17 protein-coding genes and 3 pseudogenes are annotated in these 16561 nt (G+C 66.9%); 11 read left to right on the top strand and 9 right to left on the bottom strand.

Annotated features, from left to right (window positions below; translation table 11 throughout):
• Window positions 1-114 precede the first annotated feature (114 nt).
• From ACIPWY_RS37620 to ACIPWY_RS37600, 5 genes are all read right to left on the bottom strand, one after another.
• Window positions 115-480: a hypothetical protein gene (locus ACIPWY_RS37620; protein WP_362909859.1), complete on the bottom strand. Its 366-nt coding sequence runs from the start codon at window positions 478-480 to the stop codon at window positions 115-117.
• An 8-nt stretch (window positions 481-488) separates the two neighbouring features.
• The gene (locus tag ACIPWY_RS37615) at window positions 489-1751 is read right to left on the bottom strand and encodes an amidase domain-containing protein (protein WP_393705691.1); all 1263 of its coding nucleotides are present in this window, start codon (window positions 1749-1751) and stop codon (window positions 489-491) included.
• 2 nt (window positions 1752-1753) lie between these two features.
• Window positions 1754-2212: a hypothetical protein gene (locus tag ACIPWY_RS37610; RefSeq protein ID WP_362909863.1), complete on the bottom strand. Its 459-nt coding sequence runs from the start codon at window positions 2210-2212 to the stop codon at window positions 1754-1756.
• A gap of 329 nt (window positions 2213-2541) precedes the next feature.
• Window positions 2542-2790: a hypothetical protein gene (locus ACIPWY_RS37605; protein WP_362909865.1), complete on the bottom strand. Its 249-nt coding sequence runs from the start codon at window positions 2788-2790 to the stop codon at window positions 2542-2544.
• A 265-nt stretch (window positions 2791-3055) separates the two neighbouring features.
• On the bottom strand, window positions 3056-3679 hold the full coding sequence (locus tag ACIPWY_RS37600; protein WP_401536813.1) for a DJ-1/PfpI family protein: 624 nt from the start codon (window positions 3677-3679) through the stop codon (window positions 3056-3058).
• 189 nt (window positions 3680-3868) lie between these two features.
• Between ACIPWY_RS37600 and ACIPWY_RS37595 the strand changes: the two genes are divergently transcribed.
• Window positions 3869-5206 (top strand): PLP-dependent aminotransferase family protein, encoded by a 1338-nt coding sequence (locus ACIPWY_RS37595; protein WP_362909869.1) that lies wholly within the window; start codon window positions 3869-3871, stop codon window positions 5204-5206.
• Window positions 5207-5596: 390 nt separating this feature from the next.
• Here ACIPWY_RS37595 and ACIPWY_RS37590 read toward each other — a convergent pair whose 3' ends face one another.
• Both ACIPWY_RS37590 and ACIPWY_RS37585 read right to left on the bottom strand, forming a co-directional pair.
• Window positions 5597-6460, bottom strand: a complete 864-nt coding sequence (locus ACIPWY_RS37590) for a SigB/SigF/SigG family RNA polymerase sigma factor (protein ID WP_362909871.1) — start codon at window positions 6458-6460, stop codon at window positions 5597-5599.
• 134 nt (window positions 6461-6594) lie between these two features.
• Window positions 6595-6981: an ATP-binding protein gene (locus tag ACIPWY_RS37585; protein WP_362909873.1), complete on the bottom strand. Its 387-nt coding sequence runs from the start codon at window positions 6979-6981 to the stop codon at window positions 6595-6597.
• A gap of 684 nt (window positions 6982-7665) precedes the next feature.
• Here ACIPWY_RS37585 and ACIPWY_RS37580 point away from each other — a divergent pair.
• A complete protein-coding gene (locus ACIPWY_RS37580; RefSeq protein WP_362909875.1) occupies window positions 7666-7839 on the top strand; it encodes a CsbD family protein in 174 nt (57 codons plus the stop codon).
• Window positions 7840-8167: 328 nt separating this feature from the next.
• On the opposite strand, the pseudogene ACIPWY_RS37575 reads toward ACIPWY_RS37580, so the two are convergent.
• Window positions 8168-8933: pseudogene (locus ACIPWY_RS37575) on the bottom strand (transposase).
• Between the two features lie 114 nt (window positions 8934-9047).
• Here ACIPWY_RS37575 and ACIPWY_RS37570 point away from each other — a divergent pair.
• Entirely contained in the window at window positions 9048-9443 is a 396-nt protein-coding gene (locus ACIPWY_RS37570; RefSeq protein ID WP_401536810.1) for a hypothetical protein, read from the top strand.
• 255 nt (window positions 9444-9698) lie between these two features.
• On the opposite strand, the gene ACIPWY_RS37565 is transcribed toward ACIPWY_RS37570, so the two are convergent.
• A complete protein-coding gene (locus tag ACIPWY_RS37565) occupies window positions 9699-10409 on the bottom strand; it encodes a VanZ family protein (RefSeq protein ID WP_401536808.1) in 711 nt (236 codons plus the stop codon).
• A gap of 892 nt (window positions 10410-11301) precedes the next feature.
• On the opposite strand from ACIPWY_RS37565, the gene ACIPWY_RS37560 reads away from it, so the two are divergent.
• From ACIPWY_RS37560 to ACIPWY_RS37525, 8 genes and pseudogenes are all read left to right on the top strand, one after another.
• Window positions 11302-11481 (top strand): hypothetical protein, encoded by a 180-nt coding sequence (locus tag ACIPWY_RS37560; protein ID WP_100595233.1) that lies wholly within the window; start codon window positions 11302-11304, stop codon window positions 11479-11481.
• A 121-nt stretch (window positions 11482-11602) separates the two neighbouring features.
• Entirely contained in the window at window positions 11603-12049 is a 447-nt protein-coding gene (locus tag ACIPWY_RS37555) for a hypothetical protein (protein WP_401536806.1), read from the top strand.
• Between the two features lie 55 nt (window positions 12050-12104).
• Window positions 12105-12913, top strand: a pseudogene (locus ACIPWY_RS37550) (IS5 family transposase).
• Window positions 12914-12920: 7 nt separating this feature from the next.
• A pseudogene (locus ACIPWY_RS37545) lies at window positions 12921-13847 on the top strand (MFS transporter); the annotation flags it as partial.
• Between the two features lie 91 nt (window positions 13848-13938).
• The gene (locus ACIPWY_RS37540) at window positions 13939-14517 is read left to right on the top strand and encodes a TetR/AcrR family transcriptional regulator (RefSeq protein WP_362909626.1); all 579 of its coding nucleotides are present in this window, start codon (window positions 13939-13941) and stop codon (window positions 14515-14517) included.
• A 47-nt stretch (window positions 14518-14564) separates the two neighbouring features.
• A complete protein-coding gene (locus tag ACIPWY_RS37535) occupies window positions 14565-15236 on the top strand; it encodes an enoyl-CoA hydratase-related protein (RefSeq protein WP_393706155.1) in 672 nt (223 codons plus the stop codon).
• Window positions 15237-15332: 96 nt separating this feature from the next.
• Window positions 15333-16025: a hypothetical protein gene (locus tag ACIPWY_RS37530; RefSeq protein WP_393706156.1), complete on the top strand. Its 693-nt coding sequence runs from the start codon at window positions 15333-15335 to the stop codon at window positions 16023-16025.
• Window positions 16022-16465 carry a PaaI family thioesterase gene (locus tag ACIPWY_RS37525; protein WP_362909612.1) on the top strand — a complete coding sequence of 148 codons (444 nt, stop codon included), beginning with the start codon at window positions 16022-16024 and terminating at the stop codon, window positions 16463-16465. Before ACIPWY_RS37530 ends, ACIPWY_RS37525 begins: the two co-directional genes overlap by 4 nt.
• Window positions 16466-16561 lie beyond the last annotated feature (96 nt).

The following is a 16561-nucleotide window of genomic DNA, read 5'->3' as shown; positions in this document are numbered from 1 at the left end:
GTCGGGAGTTTCTGCTTCTGCCACCTATCAACCCGTAAGCGGTATGCACAGGATGAAGCGATTGGACGGACGACAGTTGTCAATAAGCACCGGGCCCTCGACGTAGTCCCTCAGTTACGGCATGAGGAGACTGAGGCCCGAGCAGCCCGTGCCACCGCTCGGGTCCGGCGCGTACACCCAGTACAGAGCGAAGAGCTGGACGAACAGCAGCAGCGCCACCACGCAGACGAGGGTGACCTGGGCGCCGGTGAAGCGGTGAGTGCGGCGGCACGTGAGCACCAGCGCGGCGCCGCTGCACAGGGGCCCCGCCCACGCGGTGACGTACATCCTCGTCGAAGGCCCCAGATACTGGCAGTTCTGGAACGTGTCCCCGTCGAAGGAGATGTGTGCGGCGAGCAGCCCGGCCGATATGACGGCCAGCACGGCGGCGGCGACGAGGAGGCCGTTGCGGCTGCGGGACGGAGTCGTGGTGGGGTTCATCGTTGACATCAGTACCAGTCGGGGTTGGGTCGAACAATGCGGATGTTCTGCGCACCTTCGTGCTTCTCTGTGGCGTTGATCCGGCCTTCGAGACTGACATTCTGGTACGAGTCGGTGTGCTGGGTGTACTTGATCTCACCGTCCGGCATGACCGCCGTGACGATCGCCGCGTGGTGCGTGGTGCCCTTCTCGATGGAGTCGTTGGGGCCGGCCTGTTCGTAGTAGAGGATGTCACCCGGCTTCACCTCGGCGCGCGAGACCTCCTGGCCACCGTGCCTCAGCATGAAGTTCTGGTTGTTCTCGGCAGCGGTCCAGTTGTCCGAGTAGGCCAGTTTCTTGTCGACCCAGTCGATGCCGCTCGGGTTGCCGATCATCCAGCTGTCGTCGTCGGTCGTGCCCTCCCAGAACGACGTCTTCTCCTTCATCCCCGCGGCGTGCAGTGCGTTGGAGACGAAGTTGGTGCAGTTATTGCCGAAATCGGTGGGGTCGCCCTTGTCCCAGTTGTCCAGGGCGTACTGGACCAGCTTCACGCGGTCGTACTTGCCGTTGCCGCGCAGGTCTGTGCGCACGTCCTCCGGGATGCCGTTGAGATTGGCGATGAGGACCGGCTCGGCCAGCATCATGTCCTTGCGCTGCTGAGCGGTCAGACCGCCCCACCATTGACGGACCGTCGTCGGATCCTGGTCGACGGGGATGTCGGCGGCCAGCATCTCCATCTGCACGTGTGAGGCATGGGTCTGCAGTTCGTTGAGCGCCTTGTCCGGGTCGGTCAGACCCGTCTGGTTCGCGAGCTTGGTGAACTCGGCGGCGGCCAGCTTGTCGGCGGTCGTCACCTGCTCGACGGCCTGGTCGATGAGGTCCTGCACCTGCGAGCGGTACGGGCCCAACTCCTCGGCCTCGGTGCGGTTGTGCACCGGCGGGCCGGTGATCGTGCCATCGACGCCGATGGTCAGACCGTACTGGTCGGCGAGCTGCTGAGCCTCGCGCATGGTGCTGTGGGCGGTCTCGATGGCGGTGGTCATGGAGTCGGCGACCATGTTGACGGCGAGCAGGATGTCGTAAGCCACCTCGAACTGGTTGGCCAGCTTCTCGAACTTGCCCGCGGCGGCCCTGCCGACCTCGTCGGTCCAATTCTCGGCGAGAGGTTTGACCCCGTAGTCACGAAGGTCCTTCGCGGCGGCCATCGCGTACCCGGCCAGGGAGTGCCATTCGCCCGAAGCCGTCTTCCACTTGCTCGGACGCGCGTTGTTGATGCCTTCATACGAAACCACGGTCACGCCTTCCGCAGATCCTCGACGGCGGCACGCAGCCGGGCCTCAGCCTCGAGGTCCGCGCCCCGGTGGCCGTTGGCCGAATCCCTCAACTTTGCGCTCAGATCGCCCATTTGCCTGGCGAGGGCCACCATGTGTTCCTCCCAGTTCAGGGCACATACCTGGAGCTGGACGGGGCTCAGCCAGCCGTTGCCGTAGTGGGCCGCGTACACCTCGTCGCTGGTGTCGAGTGCGTGGTTCAGGCGCTTCATGGCATCGCGCGACAGGGTCTCGGTGTCGTCAGCGGCGCCGTGCACGCCCTTGTGCTTGATGTCGATGTCCGGGCGGCCCCCGCCACCGCCGTCAGGGGCGGCCAGCTGATTGAGCCGCATCTGCGCTGACGGCCGACCGGATGCGCCGTCCGCGTTCCGGTGCCGCTCCGCCACCTCGGCTTTCAGCTGTTCCCACTCGTCCCACGCCATGAACGCCCCCGTCCCCCGTGTACGCACTGGCTAACCTGCACGTTCGCGGCGACACGATCGACTACTCAAGTCCGCAGCACCGTGCCTCACCGAGTAACCCGCAACGAATAAAGCTAGCAGCTCATAGTAATGAACACGCCAAATCCATCGGCGGGCGATATGCCCCCGCTGTGAAGGTTTTCGGGCGACCAGCGAAAGGATCCGGTCGCAGCTCGGTTCCGCCCCGCAGGCTGTACGCGCAGCCCCCGGTCCGCCGTGTCAGCCTCGAGGGCACTGTCAACCGCATCAAGAAGATCAAGCGGCAGCTCGACGGCCGAGCCGGATTTGAACTACTCCGCAAGATGATCCTGCTCCAGTAGCACTCCGAGCCTCCAAGACCCGTGCCAGAACCGAGCACTGGCAGCACCCAGCGAGCTTGGCTGGGGCGTGTCGGCACCGATGGACATCATTCGAGCTGTGGACATGAGACCGGAGCTGTTGCCCCCGCCTGTGAGCCGGCAGGGCGGGGAGGGGGCGGCGTCGGGGTTGATGAAGCCCGCGAAGGCGAACACGTCGACCTCTACGGTCTTCAACCGCATCGGCACTCCCTCCCCGGGGCAACATCGCCCTGCCGATCAGCCGACGACGGCGGACCTCACACGGAGGAGGCCACAGCCGCATCGGTACCGCAACGACCTGGCATTCCTCAACCTCGCCACCGCCCTCTGCTGCTGCAGGCGCCTCATCCGACTCACCGCACAGGACACCGCCCAGGAGTCCGGCAGGCGTCAGGGCCGCGAACGACCGGCCAGGCTGTCGGGGGGCGGGGCCTCCTGGCCAAGGTCACTGCTTGCGACCGGTTGTTCAGGCGAGCGCAGGGGCGCGAGCGGGCAGGTAGGGCGCGATGTTGTGCCAGGCGCGCTCGATGTACTCCTCCTTCTCACCGACCGGGGCGACATAGTGCAGCGCGCCTTCGGCGGCGTCGTTACCCTTGAGGCGGGCGATGATCCAGGCGGCGAGGTAGTACGAGGCCAGGCAGCCGCCGGCCGTGGCGATGTTTCCCTTGGCGTAGAAGGGCTGGTCGAGTACCTCGACGCCGGCGGCGACAACCCAGGGCTTGGTGGTCAGGTCGGTGCAGGCGGGGATGTCGTTGAGCAGGCCCAACTTGGCCAGCACAAGCGCGCCGGAGCACTGTGCCGCAATGAGTTGGCGCGAGGGGTCCAGGCTGCGCAGGATGTTCATGATCCCTGGGTCTTCCACGACCTCGCGGGTGGCGATGCCACTGCCGACGATGACGGCGTCAGCGGCGCACGCCTCCTCGAGAGTGGACATCTGCTCGATGACCACCCCGTTCATCGACGTCACCTTGGGGTTGGGGGTGGCGATGGTGACGCGCCAGTCGTCAGACTTGATCCGGTTGAGCACACCGAGTGCGATCAGGGAGTCGAGCTCGTTGTAGCCCTCGAAGGTGAGGATGGCGATGTGCACGGCGACTGCCCTTCCGAGTGGGTCGATGGGTGGGTCGGTGGGTGGGTGGGTGGGTCGGTGGGTGGGTCGGTGGGTGGGTCGGTGGGTGGGTCGGTGGGTGGGTCGGTGGGTGGGGTCGGTGGGTGGATCTTGACGGTATGGACCCACGAACAGGACAGTCAAAGAATTGTCATGCGTACAATCCGCTCCATGGCAGCCCCGCGGTACAAAATGCTGGTCGACGCGCTCGCATCCGACATCCGGACCGGGCGGCTCGCCGCAGGCGTGCGCCTGCCGACACACCGCGGGCTCGCCGCCCGCGAGGGCATCGCCGTGGTGACCGCGACCCGGGTGTACGCCGAGCTGGAAACGATGGGTCTGGTCAGCCGGGAACAAGGCCGCGGCACGTTCGTGCGTGACATCGCGGTTCCCGCCGGTCACGGCATCGATCAGCAGGTCGTCGCTACGGACGCAGTCGACCTCAACTTCAACTATCCGTCCCTGCCTGGGCAAGCCGATCTCCTTCGGCAGGCCCTGCGAGAGGTAGCCACCTCTGGTGACATCGACTCGCTGCTGCGCTACCAACCGCATCGAGGACGTTCCCAGGACAGGGCCTCGATCGCACGGCACCTGAGGCGTCGGGGAATCACCACTGACGCGGACCAGGTCCTCATCGTCAACGGTGCGCAGCACGGCCTGGCCATCACCGTCATGGCCGCGCTCAGCGCCGGCGACGTCGTCGCGGTCGACGCACTCACCTACCCGGGATTCAAGGTGCTCGCGCATGCCTTTCATCTCGACCTGGAGCCCATACCCGCAACGGCTCACGGGCCGGATCTCGAGGTCCTCGAGAAGCTGTGCGCGACCCGCCCGGTGCGCGCGATCTACACCATGCCCACCTTGCACAACCCACTGGGCTGGGTCATGCCGGCAGCTGACAGAACCCGCCTCATCAAGATCGCCCGACGGCACGGTTCGCTCATCATCGAAGACGCCTCCTACGCCTACCTGGTGGAGGACCCCCCACCGCCTCTGGCTGCAACCGCGCCGGACATCACCGTCTACGTCTCCGGACTGTCCAAGAGCGTGGCCACCGGCCTCCGGGTCGGCTTCGTCGTCGCGCCGCCATCCGCAGTGCCGTCGCTCGAACGCGCGATTCGGGCGACCACCTGGAACACCCCGGCCCTCACCACCGCGATCGCCTGCCGCTGGCTCGATGACGGCACGGTGGACCACTTGGAAGCGCAGAAACGAGACGACGCCAACGCCCGCCAAGCACTCGCGAGACAAGAGCTGGCAGGCCTACCACTCATCAGCCACCCCTCGTCCTACTTCACATGGCTGCCGCTGCCCGACGACGCACGCGCCGATCGCCTGACCGCCACCCTCGCGCGTCAGCACATCTCGGTATCCACAGCCGAGCCGTTCACCACCACGATCCACACACCGCAGGCGATCCGCCTCGCGCTGGGCTCGACCGACATGGACAGTCTCCAGTCGACGCTGCGTACAGTGCGACGAGTCGCTGACGAGGACGCCTACGCCTGAACTCCCCTCCATCAGCCGATTCCTCCCCCACCGGCATCCGCGTACGAACGGTCGCCGGCGATGGAGGCCAGGGAAACCCGGCCGGCCTGCGCGTGGCGGCCGAGAACCCGGGACGGGGACGTCGGCGCATCCACGGCGAACTCACCCGCCTCGGCCACAAGATGGCCGCCTCCGTGCGACGCATTCGACGCAGTTATCACCGACGCCGGCCTGCGCGTCCTCAAAAGCCCGCCTCAGGCCCCGAAAGCGAACAAACACACCGACTCGACGGATGCGAAGACCTTGAAGGCGTACGCCTACTCCGTATTCACAGCGTGCCCCGCACGCACCCCGCCCTCCGGTCCTTGTGGTGGAGGAGGGCCGGGTGCGTTCACGAGGAACGGGGCTGGACTAGTCGGTGGTCATCAGGCCGGTGCGGAGCTTCGCCACCACGCGGGTGATCAGGCGGGAGACGTGCATCTGCGAGACACCGAGTGCTTCGCCGATCTGCGACTGGGTCTGCTCCTCGACGAAGCGGAGATGGATCAGCGTGCGTTCACGCTCGTCGAGTCCGGCGATGAGCGGAGCCAGAGAGTGGAAGTTGTCGATGAGCTCGTAGGAGTCCTCTTCGAAGCCGATGAAATCGGCCAGCGCGGTGTCGGACTCCTCACCTGCGCTCGTCACCGAGGCGTCCAGGGAGGAGGCGCTGTAGCCGTTGGAGGCCATCTGCGCCTGGGCGACCTCGGACGGCTCCAGCTGCATCAGCTCCGCCAGCTCGGCCGTGGAGGGGTTGCGGCCCAGACGGGTGCGCAGCTCCTCGGTGGCCTTGGCCAGTTCGATGCGGGCTTCCTGGAGGCGGCGCGGCACGTGCACGGCCCAGCTGGTGTCGCGGAAGAACCGCTTGATCTCACCGGTGATGTAAGGCACGGCGAACGTCGCGAACTCGACCTCACGGGTCAGTTCGAACCGGTCGATCGCCTTGATCAGGCCGATCGTGCCGACCTGAACGATGTCTTCCATCTCCTCCTGGCCACGGTGACGGAAACGGGAAGCCGCGTACCGCACCAGGGAGAGGTTCATCTCGATCAGGCAGTTGCGCACGTACTGATAGTCGTGGGTGCCTTCCTCCAGCTGCCCGAGCCGGCCGAAGAACCGCTTGCCGATCTCTCGCGCATCCGTCGGCGTGATGGAAGAGGGGTCGGCGTAAGCCCGCTCGACGAGGTCCTCCTGAGCCTGAGTGGCCTGGATCTTCTCCTGCGTCGTTACGGTGATCATGCGCCCCGCCCCTTTCGGTTGTTCCGAGCTTGCCTGCCGCTCCCCGTTCTGGCGCGACTACCCGGCATGGCGACGAACATGCATGCGGAGGCCGGAAGATCCTTCCGGGCGTCCGATGATGGGCGACCCGTGCTCTACGGCAGGGCGAGGACGGCTGTGACGGTCTTGCCGTCGGGCTGGATGTCGACGGAGACGTGCGAGGCGAGGCGCTGGGTGATCATCCAGCCGAAGCCGCCGGGCAGCCCGGGGTTGTGGCGTACGAGGTGAGGTGCGGTCGTGCTGTGGTCGCTCACCTGCACCAACAGGGATCCGTCTTCTATGCGGGCGTTGAACCCGGTGAGCCCGCCGCCGTGCAGGATCGCGTTGGAGGTCAACTCGCCGGCCACCAGCAGGGCATCCTCACGAAAACGTCTGGCCTGGCCTGAGCGCAGCCGGCAGGCGGTTTCCACAACTGCCCTGACCTCGGCGCGCGCGTCGTGACAGCCCATCTCCTGGATCTCGGGCGCCGTGTGAGTGGCCATGAAGATCTCAGCCCCTCTCTGTGTCGTTCTGCCTCTGTGTCGTTCTGCCTCTGTGTCGTTCTGCGAACTCGTCAATCGGAAGGTGCGCACCGCCGCGTTATCGCACCTGCCCGACCCGTCGCACAACACTCCCCCTACCCACCCAAAGGAAGAGCGTCAACGTTATCCAGCACAAGGACGGCACCTCGGGCACTCTGCCGATACTGGTCCCCATGGGCCGGTCCCCATGGACTGCGTCCCGCCTTCCGCGCACAGCACCGCCTTCCGCGCACAGCACTTCTGCACGCGATCGATGCAGCGCGCTCTCCGCGGGATTTTGATGTGCTGCTCGAGCACGTCGGCCTGGCGGACGGCTGATCCTTCGTAGTTGCGCAGAAGAGGGGTGGGCCCCGACCGTCCCAGGTCGGGGCCCACCCCTCAGTCCCCGAACGAGAATCAGGGGGACCATCGCTATCGGCCTCCTGACCGCCACGTGTCGACGTCTCACTCACGCAAACGCCTGAAAGACACGTCGGGTATTTGCTCGCACGGCCGCTCGCTGAATTCCCTTGCCCGCACTGGTCATGCATCGGATGCCGTGGTCATCCATCCCGGAAATTCGCTGCCACTCATGTTTGCGCTGTTGATCCGTGGCCACACGAACTGACAGCACATGATGTCCAAACCAAGGGAGTGTGAGCAGGCTTGACTGCCAACGAGAAGGCCAAGGCCAAGACCGAGCAGGTCACGGGCGCCGCCGAGGAGATCGCGGGACGCACTGTCGGCAACGAACGTCTGACCGTCGAGGGCCGCGCAGAGCGCAAGAAGGGCGACGCCCGGGAGGCCAAGGAGAAGATCAAGGATGTCGGCAAGCACTAGCCGACCGAATGACGTGACAGCGGTGGGGCGGACTCTTCCAAGGAGTCCGCCCCACCGCTGTCACGTCATTCTCCTCCCCGCCACTCGCTGCGGGGTGCCTTTGAGAACGAGGAATTCCTCTCGGCCAGGAGGACAAAGTCCTCGCACATCTCACCTCGGACGGTGTTGGTGCAACGCTCGCTCTCGGGGACCAACAGGCTGTGGCGCCGCGGGACCTCGGCGCCCTTGTGGGCGAATTCTGCAAGGCTTTGACCGGATCCCTAAGGCTTGTCCCGTAAATGATCTCCGGATCGGCGCGGGCAGGGTTGGCCGCCGCGCGGCTCTCGATCTAGCCGGCCAGGGCGAGGTTGTGCATCCGGGCGATGCCGAGCATGGCGTGGTGGACGCCGTCGCCTTTGAGGCGGCAGTCGCGGAGGATCTTCCAGGTCTTCATGCGGGCGAAAACGTGCTCGACACGGGCGCGGACCTGCTTGTGGGACTTGTTGTGTTCCTCTTTCCAACGCGGGAGTTCGGCCTGGCCCCGCTCACGACGGTGCGGGATGACGAGTCCGGTGCCCGGGTAGCCGCCGTCGGCGATCGTGAGGGTCTTGCCGACAGCGGCCTTGGCGCCGGACTCCTCCCCTTGCAGTCGTTGCGGTTGCCGGCCAGCGGTCGGCCGACCACGACGACCATGCGGGTGTCGGCGTCGATGACGACCTGATGGTTGGTGGAGTACCGATAATTCTTCGACCGCTCGGCGATGGTGTGATCCCGGGTGGGGACCAGGGTGCCGTCCACAATGAGCACGGTGCCCTTGCCGAACCGCCTGCGGGGCCGCAGGGCAAGCGCGGGGCCGAGGTGGTCGATAATCCGGTCGGCCGCGGACTTCGAGATGCCGAAGAGCGGCGCGAGTTGGCGCATCGTCAAATTCGTGCGCCAGTAGGCCGACACAAGCAGTACCCGGTCCTCCAGCGGAAGGGACCACGGCCGGCCCTTGCGGACCGGATCCGCACCTTCGCGGCGCAGCGCGGTCACCAGCTTCCTGAAGGAACGCGGGCTCAGCCCGCTGAACGGGGCTATCCAAGACGACTCCGAGCCGTGATCACACCAGCCACCACAAGATCGTTCCATGATGCTCGGCACAACATCGCGATCCGCTGTCTCCCCGCACAGCGCCGGCCGCGCCGCATCCTGTAGCAACGCCCGCGCTCAGTCTCTACAGTCACCGCATGGCCACCGAAGACGAGCCCCCATGGCACCCCGACATCGCCGCGATGCTCACCGACCAGACGAGCGCGTGCAAGCCAGCACGCGAGGCCATAGCCGCCGGCGCCGAGGTAAAGGTCTGGGACGACGAGGTGCCCCAGTGGATGGTCGCCGGCATCGCCGCAACGAGGTTGAGACGGACGTTGAAGCGCGGCCTGCAAGAAATCATCGGCCTCGACGAGACCGTTGAGATCCTCGCACGGCACCGCGGCGAGCAACTGCGTACCGGGACCATCCTCGCAGCAGACCGGGTCTGGTTCTTCAATATGTACTTCAACGCCACCGGGACCGAGCTGTTGGCGTGCAGCGGTGTCAAACGCTTTCGGAGGCCCAGCACGAAGGACTCGTTCGAGCCCTGAGTTGATCTGCATCCGCCCTCTGCCTGACCGCAGCCGCCTCTACCTGCAGAACCTCAGCTTCGAGGAGCAGGTCGTGGAGGCAGGCATGCCGAAGAAATCTCAACTGCGGTCAGGTGTTACGGGACAAGCCTTAGTCGGGGGGAACGCTATGTGGTCCCTTCCGGGTTTTCGTTCGTGGCGCCGACAGCCCGCGAAGCGATGGGCCCAGTCCAGCAACTGGGCCGGGGCTCCTATCGCGGCGGGCGGCGTAGCAGATCAGGGGCGCTTGGCCCGCAGCAACGCGGGAATCCTCTCGCGGAGACGCTTCGGCGCAGTTTGCTTCCTGGTCGTTTTCTTGGTCTTTGTCTTGGCCTTTGTCTTGGTGCCCGCCGTGGGGCGAGCATCGCTTTTACGCCAGGCCGCCCACATCCAGCGGTTCCGGCTCTTCTTGACGGCCGCGTCCCGAGCTGGTTCGTCGGCCGATCCCCTGCGCGGGCGCCACCAGTGGACGCGGCGCGGATGCAACGCTCGGCCGAGCCTGCGGCCGAGGACGAGATACCCGAGGAAGGCGCCCGCCGCGTTGAGGATCACATCGTCGATGTCGAATGCCCGGCCGGCGACCAGCAGTCCTTGAGCGATCTCTACGGTGAGCATCACGAACGCCGTCATGAGTACCACTCGGACGAAGCCCCGTGTGCGCGGGAAGATCACCGGCAGCAGGAATCCGAACGGCACTCCCAGAACGACGTTTCCTCCCACCTGCTTGATCGTGTCTTGCCAGTCAGGCTGGTTGAAGTACAGGCGAATCGAGCTGCCGGGGTGCAGGTTGGTGTGGGTCAACGGTACTGACGCAGGTGACGGGACGAGTGTGACCTTCGCCAGCGCGACGGCGAAGGCCACCATGCAGACGAAACCAACCGCCATGACAAAGGCGCGTACCAGATTCCAGCCCCATGAGTGCTGCCGCAGGCGAGGTTCGGGTTCCATGCGGCGCCAACTACCCGGAAGCTGGTGCCGCACACGTCGTACGGCCTGATGTGTGCGGCACCCCGTGCGCCTCAACGCGATTCTGGGGGCGTCGGTTCCCCTTGTCGGCGCCGACAGCATCGAAGCATGGCGCCGACATCAACTTCAGCTCTCCTGGCGGCGCGTGGTGGAAGTGCGACCGGTGGTCGATCAGTGACGTGATGACTCGCGCCCGCGAGATCGAGGCCCTCGGCTACGCGTCGCTGTCCTGCGGCGAAGCCGGAGGCAGGGAGTTCTTCACCCAGACCGCTGCGCTGCCCTGCTTGGTGGCACCGAGCGGCTGGTGGCCGGCACCGGCATCTCCTCGGCGAGGGAAAGGGTTGGCCAAGAGCCGCCCGGGTGGGCGTGCTTGCCGGCCCGGGATGCGACGATGCCGGCCCCGGGCCCGGACGACGCACCGTGCCAGGAACGAGGCCGAGTACAGACCGATGACGCACGTCCACACCTGACCGGCTACACCCGGACCGCTCGCTGTGGCGCACGCGGCGCAGCAACAGCGCAGGCGACTCGGGCACCGGGAGTCATCTGCGCTGTTTCGTCATGTGCGGCTGCCGTTCCTGAAGCGCGACATCGTCGTCGCTCAGCGACGTCGCAGTCGGTCGAGCCACGCGCGAGCCTGAGCCTGCTTGCGGGGGTCCGCGGCCGTCCGGCGCGCCGTCGCGATGGCCCGCTGGCCTTGCGGACTGCGGCTGTACTGCTTGATGCGGGCGAGAATGCCGGGCATGACGCCTCCAAGGTGTCGTTCGCCAAGAGCAGCCACATCGCGTCGCCGCTCACGTTGCGACTACCCGGGAAGCGGTACGGAACACGAAAGCGGGCACACGGGCGACAACGACTAGGAACAGGAGTCCCCATGTTTGCCATCGCCTCCGCCGTGCTGTTCTTCCTGGCATTCCTGATCAATGCCGCCGACATCGCGACGAACGACGTCTTCTCGTCCGTGAACGTCATGCTCCTCGGACTCACCGCTCTGGCTCTCCATCTGGCGGGAGCCGGTGGCTGGGCGCGTACCAGAACGTCGCGTCGACGCTGAACACGTGCTCACACCCCGGTCCTGCCCGGCGTGGTGCACTCGCAAGTAGTCGATCATGGTCGGGGCTTCCCGGGGTACCTGTCTCCCCACGACATCTACTGACGGACGAGGAGATGCTGTGGTGACACGCGAGCCCGACAGCGTGAACAGGTGCGCGCCCCAAGACCAGTTGCGCGCCCCCACCCGTGGTGGGGGCGATCGCCTGAGTGTGCTGGTGGTCGCCCTCGCACTGATCGGGGCTGTGTTCTGCGCCGGCCTGCTGCTCTTCGTGCGCTTCGCCCACTGGGCCGGGGCACATCCGTTCGCGGGAACCCTCCTCATCGTGCTTGCTGTTCCGGTGCTCTACGTGGCGCTGCGGGCGATGCCCCGGACACGCGAGCTGCGCCAGGCCGCCCGCGCCGGAATGGCCCAGGCCGACCGCGAGTTGGGGGTGTGTCCAGCCGGTGCGTCGGGCGCGGTGCGAGCAGTCGAGCCGGACGACGCGTCCACACCCGGCCTGCGGGCCCCGGATGCGGTGCACGACGGGCTGACAGTCGAACTCCAGCATCGTCGCGCCGACTTCGGGTAGCAGGACCGCCGGCATAGAAGTCATCTCATTTGGTGGAGTCGCTAGGCTGGCGGTCATGGTGGGGATCGTTGAGCGGCTGGTGCCGGATGAGTTGTGCGAGTTGTTTCAGCGGGTGGTGCCGGAGGCTCCTTCGCGCCCTCAAGGTGGTGGGCGACGCCGGCGTGGCGATCGTGAGGTGTTGGCCGCGATCGTGTTCGTGGCCACGTCAGGCTGCACGTGGCAGCAATTGCCCATGGCTTCGTTCGGGCCATCGGGGGCGACGGCTCATCGACGTTTCTCCGAGTGGTCGAAGGCCAGGGTGTGGGCCAAACTCCATCGCCTGGTCCTCGACGAACTCGGCGCCCGCGGCGAGTTGGACTGGTCCCGGTGCGCGGTCGACTCGGTGAACATGCGGGCCCTGAAAAAGGGGACCTGACAGGTCCGAACCCTGTCGACCGGGGCACGTACGGGTCGAAGATCCACTTGATCACCGAGCGGACCGGTCTGCCACTCTCCGTCGCAATCTCGGGGGCGAACCTGCACGACAGTCGGGCCCTGAATCCCCCTCGTGCAAGGGATACCGCCGATCCGCTCCCGCCGCGGACGCCGACGACGCAAGCCGGACAAGCTCCACGCCGACAAAGGCTACGACTACTCCCACCTGCGCCGATGGTTACGCCGGCGCGGCATCCAGCACCGCATCGCGAGGAAGGGAGTCGAGTCCTCACAGCGACTGGGCCGCCACCGCTGGACCGTTGGGCGCACCATGGCCTGGCTCGCCGGCTGCCGCCGCCTCCACCGACGCTACGAACGCAAAGGCGAGCACTTCCTCGCCTCACCAGCATCGCCTGCACCCTCATCTGCTACTGCAGGCTAGCCAATTGAGACCGCCGGCCCCATCACCGGCGGCATCCTGCTGCGGCACTTCTGGTGGGGCTCGGTTTTCCTGGTCAATGTGCCGATCGTGGTCGCCGCGATGGCCGCGATGGTGGCGATCGTCCCCGACTCCAAGGACCCCAGGCCCCGCAGGCGCTCGACCCGTTCGGCGTGCTGCTGTCGATCGTCGGTCTGGCTCTGCTGGCCTACGGCATCATACAGGGCGGCCAGCTGGGCGACTTCACCCGGCCAGAGTCCTGGGCGACGATCCTCGGCGGCCTGGCGGTCCTCGCCGGCTTCGTGACGTACGAGGCCCGCAGCGACCATCCGGCCCTCGACGTCGCCTACTTCCGCAACAGACGGTTCTCCGCGTCCGTCGCCTCCATCGGCCCGGTCTTGACCGCCTGGCCTTCGCGGGCTTCCTGCTGCTCGGCCAGGAAACCCCCATCTGGGTGCTGGAGGTGCTGTTCTTCCTGATGGGCACGGGCATGGTCCATGTGATGCCGCCCGCCACCGTCATGATCATGTCGTCCTGCCGCGGGAGAAGGCCGGCTCCGGATCCGCGGTCAACAACACCTTCCGGCAGGTCGGCGGGGCCATGGGGGTCGCCGTACTGGGGTCCCTGCTGTCCACCACCTACCGCAACGGCATTGTCGGCCACCTGCGCGTACTGCCCGCCTCCGACCTGCACGCCGCACGTGAATCCGTCCAGGCGACCCTGACCGTCGCTGAAAAGCTGGGACCGGCCGGCAGGGCGCTGGTGCGGCCCGCGAGCGACGCCTTCATCCATGCCATGCACATCACCGCTCTGAGGTCGGCGGCCGTCGCCCCGGTCGGCGCGGTCGTCGTACTGGTCTTCCTGCCGGGCAACGACGCCGCCGTGGCCGCCGGCGGTGACGAGTCCCAGCAGCCCCTCTTGCATGTTCTATGGCATACCCCATAAGTTACCTACAGGTAGCCCGTTTGGTGGGCTGCACTGTCATGGGAAAGGTGGTGTGCCGGTGAGCCCGCGCAGGAGTGAAAGCCGTGACCGAATGATCCTCAGTGCTGCTGTTCTGCTACGTGAGTACGGGGCAAGCGCGACGAGCATCGACCGAGTGCTGGCGCACAGCGGAGCCCCTCGGGGCTCGGTGTATCACCACTTCCCCAGCGGGCGGGCGCAGCTCATCGACGAAGCGGTGGCACTGGCGGGGGACTACGTCGCGGGCCTGATCGATGTCGCCATGCAGGCGGACGATCCGGTGGAGGCCGTCGACGCATTCGTCATGCTGTGGCGCGACCGGCTCGTGGAGAGCGACTTCCGGGCCGGCTGTCCGATCGTCGCGGTGGCCGTCGAAACCAACGACGACGCACCTCAGCTGGCCCGTTCCGCCGGCGCCGTCTTCGCCCGGTGGCAGGAGGCCTTCGCGGCCCTCTTCCTGCGGCACGGCCTGACCGAGGAACGCAGCCGCAGACTCGCTGCCTTCATCATCGCTGCGGTCGAAGGCGCGTTGATCATGTGCCGGGCCGAGCAGAGCACCGCTCCGATCGAGGCAGCTGCCGCCGAGATCCACGACCTGCTCCTGTACGCCCTGCGCGACCGCCCCGGTGCCGAACCTGGGCCCCGTCCGTAGCCCACAGGCGCACAGCCGCTTCACCTACATAGTTCGAAGGAGTCGCCATGCCCTCGCTCGACCGTCAGGACAACGTCTTCGTCCTCGACCTCGGAGACGGAGAGAACCGCTTCCACCCCGACTGGCTCACCTCCGTCGGCGCCGCGCTCGACGAGGTGGAGAAGGCGGAGGGCCCCCGAGCCCTGGTCACCGCCGCCACCGGCAAGTTCTACTCCAACGGGCTCGACCTGGACTGGCTGTCCGCCCACGCCGACCAGCACCAGGACTACGTCGGCTCCGTCCATGAACTGTTCGCGCGGATTCTGTCGCTGCCGGTCATCACGGTGGCCGCACTGCAAGGGCACACCTTCGCCGCCGGCGCGATGTTCTCCCTCGCCCACGACTTCCGCGTCATGCGGGCCGACCGTGGCTACTGGTGCCTGCCCGAGGCGGACATCAACATTCCCTTCACCCCCGGCATGGCCGCCCTCATCCAGTCCCGGCTGGCGCCGCAGACCGCGCACGAGGCCATGCTCACCGCCCGCCGCTACGGCGGTGCCGACGCCGCGGCCGCCGGCATCGTCGACCAGGGAATCGCCGAGGACGCCGTGCGCTCCACCGCCATCGAGATCGCCCAGGCGCAGGTGAACAAGGCCGGGGACACCCTCGGCACCATCAAGGCCCGCATGTACGCCCCCGCCCTGGCCGCCCTCCGCGACGCCACCAACCCGCTCGGCTGACCAGCACCTCACCGACCGCACCACCCCGCGCCCCGGCCGCTGCCAGCCCGGGGCGCGGGTTGCCCCAGCCGCCCACCGCATGAGGAGACAGCGCCGATGACCGCCGACACCGCCGTCTGGCGCAAGAACGCGTGCATCCTGTGCGAGAACGACTGCGGTATCCAGGTCCAGACCGACGGCCGCCGCTTCACCAAGATCCGCGGCGACGAGGAGCATGTCGCCACCGCCGGATACACCTGCAACAAGGCCCTGCGCCTGGACCACTGCCAAAACGGCGGAGCCCGGCCTACGACACCGCTGCGCCGGGAGCCGGACGGCAGCTCCGCCCCCATCGACCGGGTCACCGCCATACGCGAGATCGCCGCCCGCTCGAAGACCGTGCGCGACACCCACGGCGGCGCATCGATCTTCTTCCACGGCGGCGGACAGGGCCACCACCTCGGCGGCGCCTACAGCGGAGCCCTGCTACGCGCCCTCGGTACCCACTACCGTTCCAACGCCCTCCCCAGGAGAAGACCGGCGAGGGTTTCGTCGACGCCCACCTCACCGGCGGCCACACGACCGGAGATTTCGCCCGCGCCGAGATCTCGCTTTCCCTCAGCAAGATCCCCTGGCAGTCCCACGGCGTCCCGCGCGCCCGAATCGTGCTCAAGGACATCGCCAAGGACCCCATCGCCGGCACCCCCTGGCACAAACACGTGCCCGCCGGCATCCAGCCCCTTCCCACCTGACGAACACCCAGCCCCGTGCAACGGCAACACCAGCACCATGCAAGGAGAACGACCGTGACCACCACCGACCTCACCGCCATGACCGGCCTTGAACTGATGCGCTTGATGCAGACCGAACGCCCCACCGACATCCCCTCCATCGGCCGCCTGCTCGGCATGCGCTTCGACGAGGTCGATCACGGCCGCATCGTCATCTCCCTCGACACCCGCCCCGACTTCGCCAACCCCCTCGGCACCGTCCACGGCGGCATCGCCGCCACCCTCCTCGACTCCGTCATGGGCTGCGCCGTCCACACAACCCTCCCCGCCGGTACCGGCTACACCACCCTCGAACTCAAGGTCAACTACATCCGCGCCGCCCGCACCGACGGACAGATGCTCACCGCGGAGGGCAACGTCATCCACGCCGGTCGCCGCACCGCCACCGCCGAGGGCAAGGTGCTGGACGACCAGGGCAAACTGATCGCCCACGCCACCACCACCTGCATGATCCTTTAGTCGACCCGGGTCTGTACGCCCAGCGGTGCAATTGATGATCATGGAAGAGACATCAAGTGACTGACACCGTGACCGAGTTCGTGGCCGCCGGGACCG

Origin of the sequence: Streptomyces sp. NPDC090032 (assembly GCF_044748025.1) — a bacterium.
Taxonomy (GTDB): domain Bacteria; phylum Actinomycetota; class Actinomycetes; order Streptomycetales; family Streptomycetaceae; genus Streptomyces.
The sequence above is the reverse complement of the archived record's forward strand: the minus strand, read 5'-3'. Positions and strand labels throughout refer to the sequence as shown.

Coding starts and splice junctions, on each gene's coding strand:
- ACIPWY_RS37620 (WP_362909859.1), bottom strand. CDS start 480: ATGAACCCCACCACGACTCCGTCCCGCAGCCGCAACGGCCTCCTCGTC.
- ACIPWY_RS37610 (WP_362909863.1), bottom strand. CDS start 2,212: ATGGCGTGGGACGAGTGGGAACAGCTGAAAGCCGAGGTGGCGGAGCGG.
- ACIPWY_RS37605 (WP_362909865.1), bottom strand. CDS start 2,790: ATGCGGTTGAAGACCGTAGAGGTCGACGTGTTCGCCTTCGCGGGCTTC.
- ACIPWY_RS37595 (WP_362909869.1), top strand. CDS start 3,869: ATGGCAGCCCCGCGGTACAAAATGCTGGTCGACGCGCTCGCATCCGAC.
- ACIPWY_RS37590 (WP_362909871.1), bottom strand. CDS start 6,460: ATGATCACCGTAACGACGCAGGAGAAGATCCAGGCCACTCAGGCTCAG.
- ACIPWY_RS37585 (WP_362909873.1), bottom strand. CDS start 6,981: ATGGCCACTCACACGGCGCCCGAGATCCAGGAGATGGGCTGTCACGAC.
- ACIPWY_RS37570 (WP_401536810.1), top strand. CDS start 9,048: ATGGCCACCGAAGACGAGCCCCCATGGCACCCCGACATCGCCGCGATG.
- ACIPWY_RS37565 (WP_401536808.1), bottom strand. CDS start 10,409: ATGGAACCCGAACCTCGCCTGCGGCAGCACTCATGGGGCTGGAATCTG.
- ACIPWY_RS37560 (WP_100595233.1), top strand. CDS start 11,302: ATGTTTGCCATCGCCTCCGCCGTGCTGTTCTTCCTGGCATTCCTGATC.
- ACIPWY_RS37540 (WP_362909626.1), top strand. CDS start 13,939: ATGATCCTCAGTGCTGCTGTTCTGCTACGTGAGTACGGGGCAAGCGCG.
- ACIPWY_RS37535 (WP_393706155.1), top strand. CDS start 14,565: ATGCCCTCGCTCGACCGTCAGGACAACGTCTTCGTCCTCGACCTCGGA.
- ACIPWY_RS37530 (WP_393706156.1), top strand. CDS start 15,333: ATGACCGCCGACACCGCCGTCTGGCGCAAGAACGCGTGCATCCTGTGC.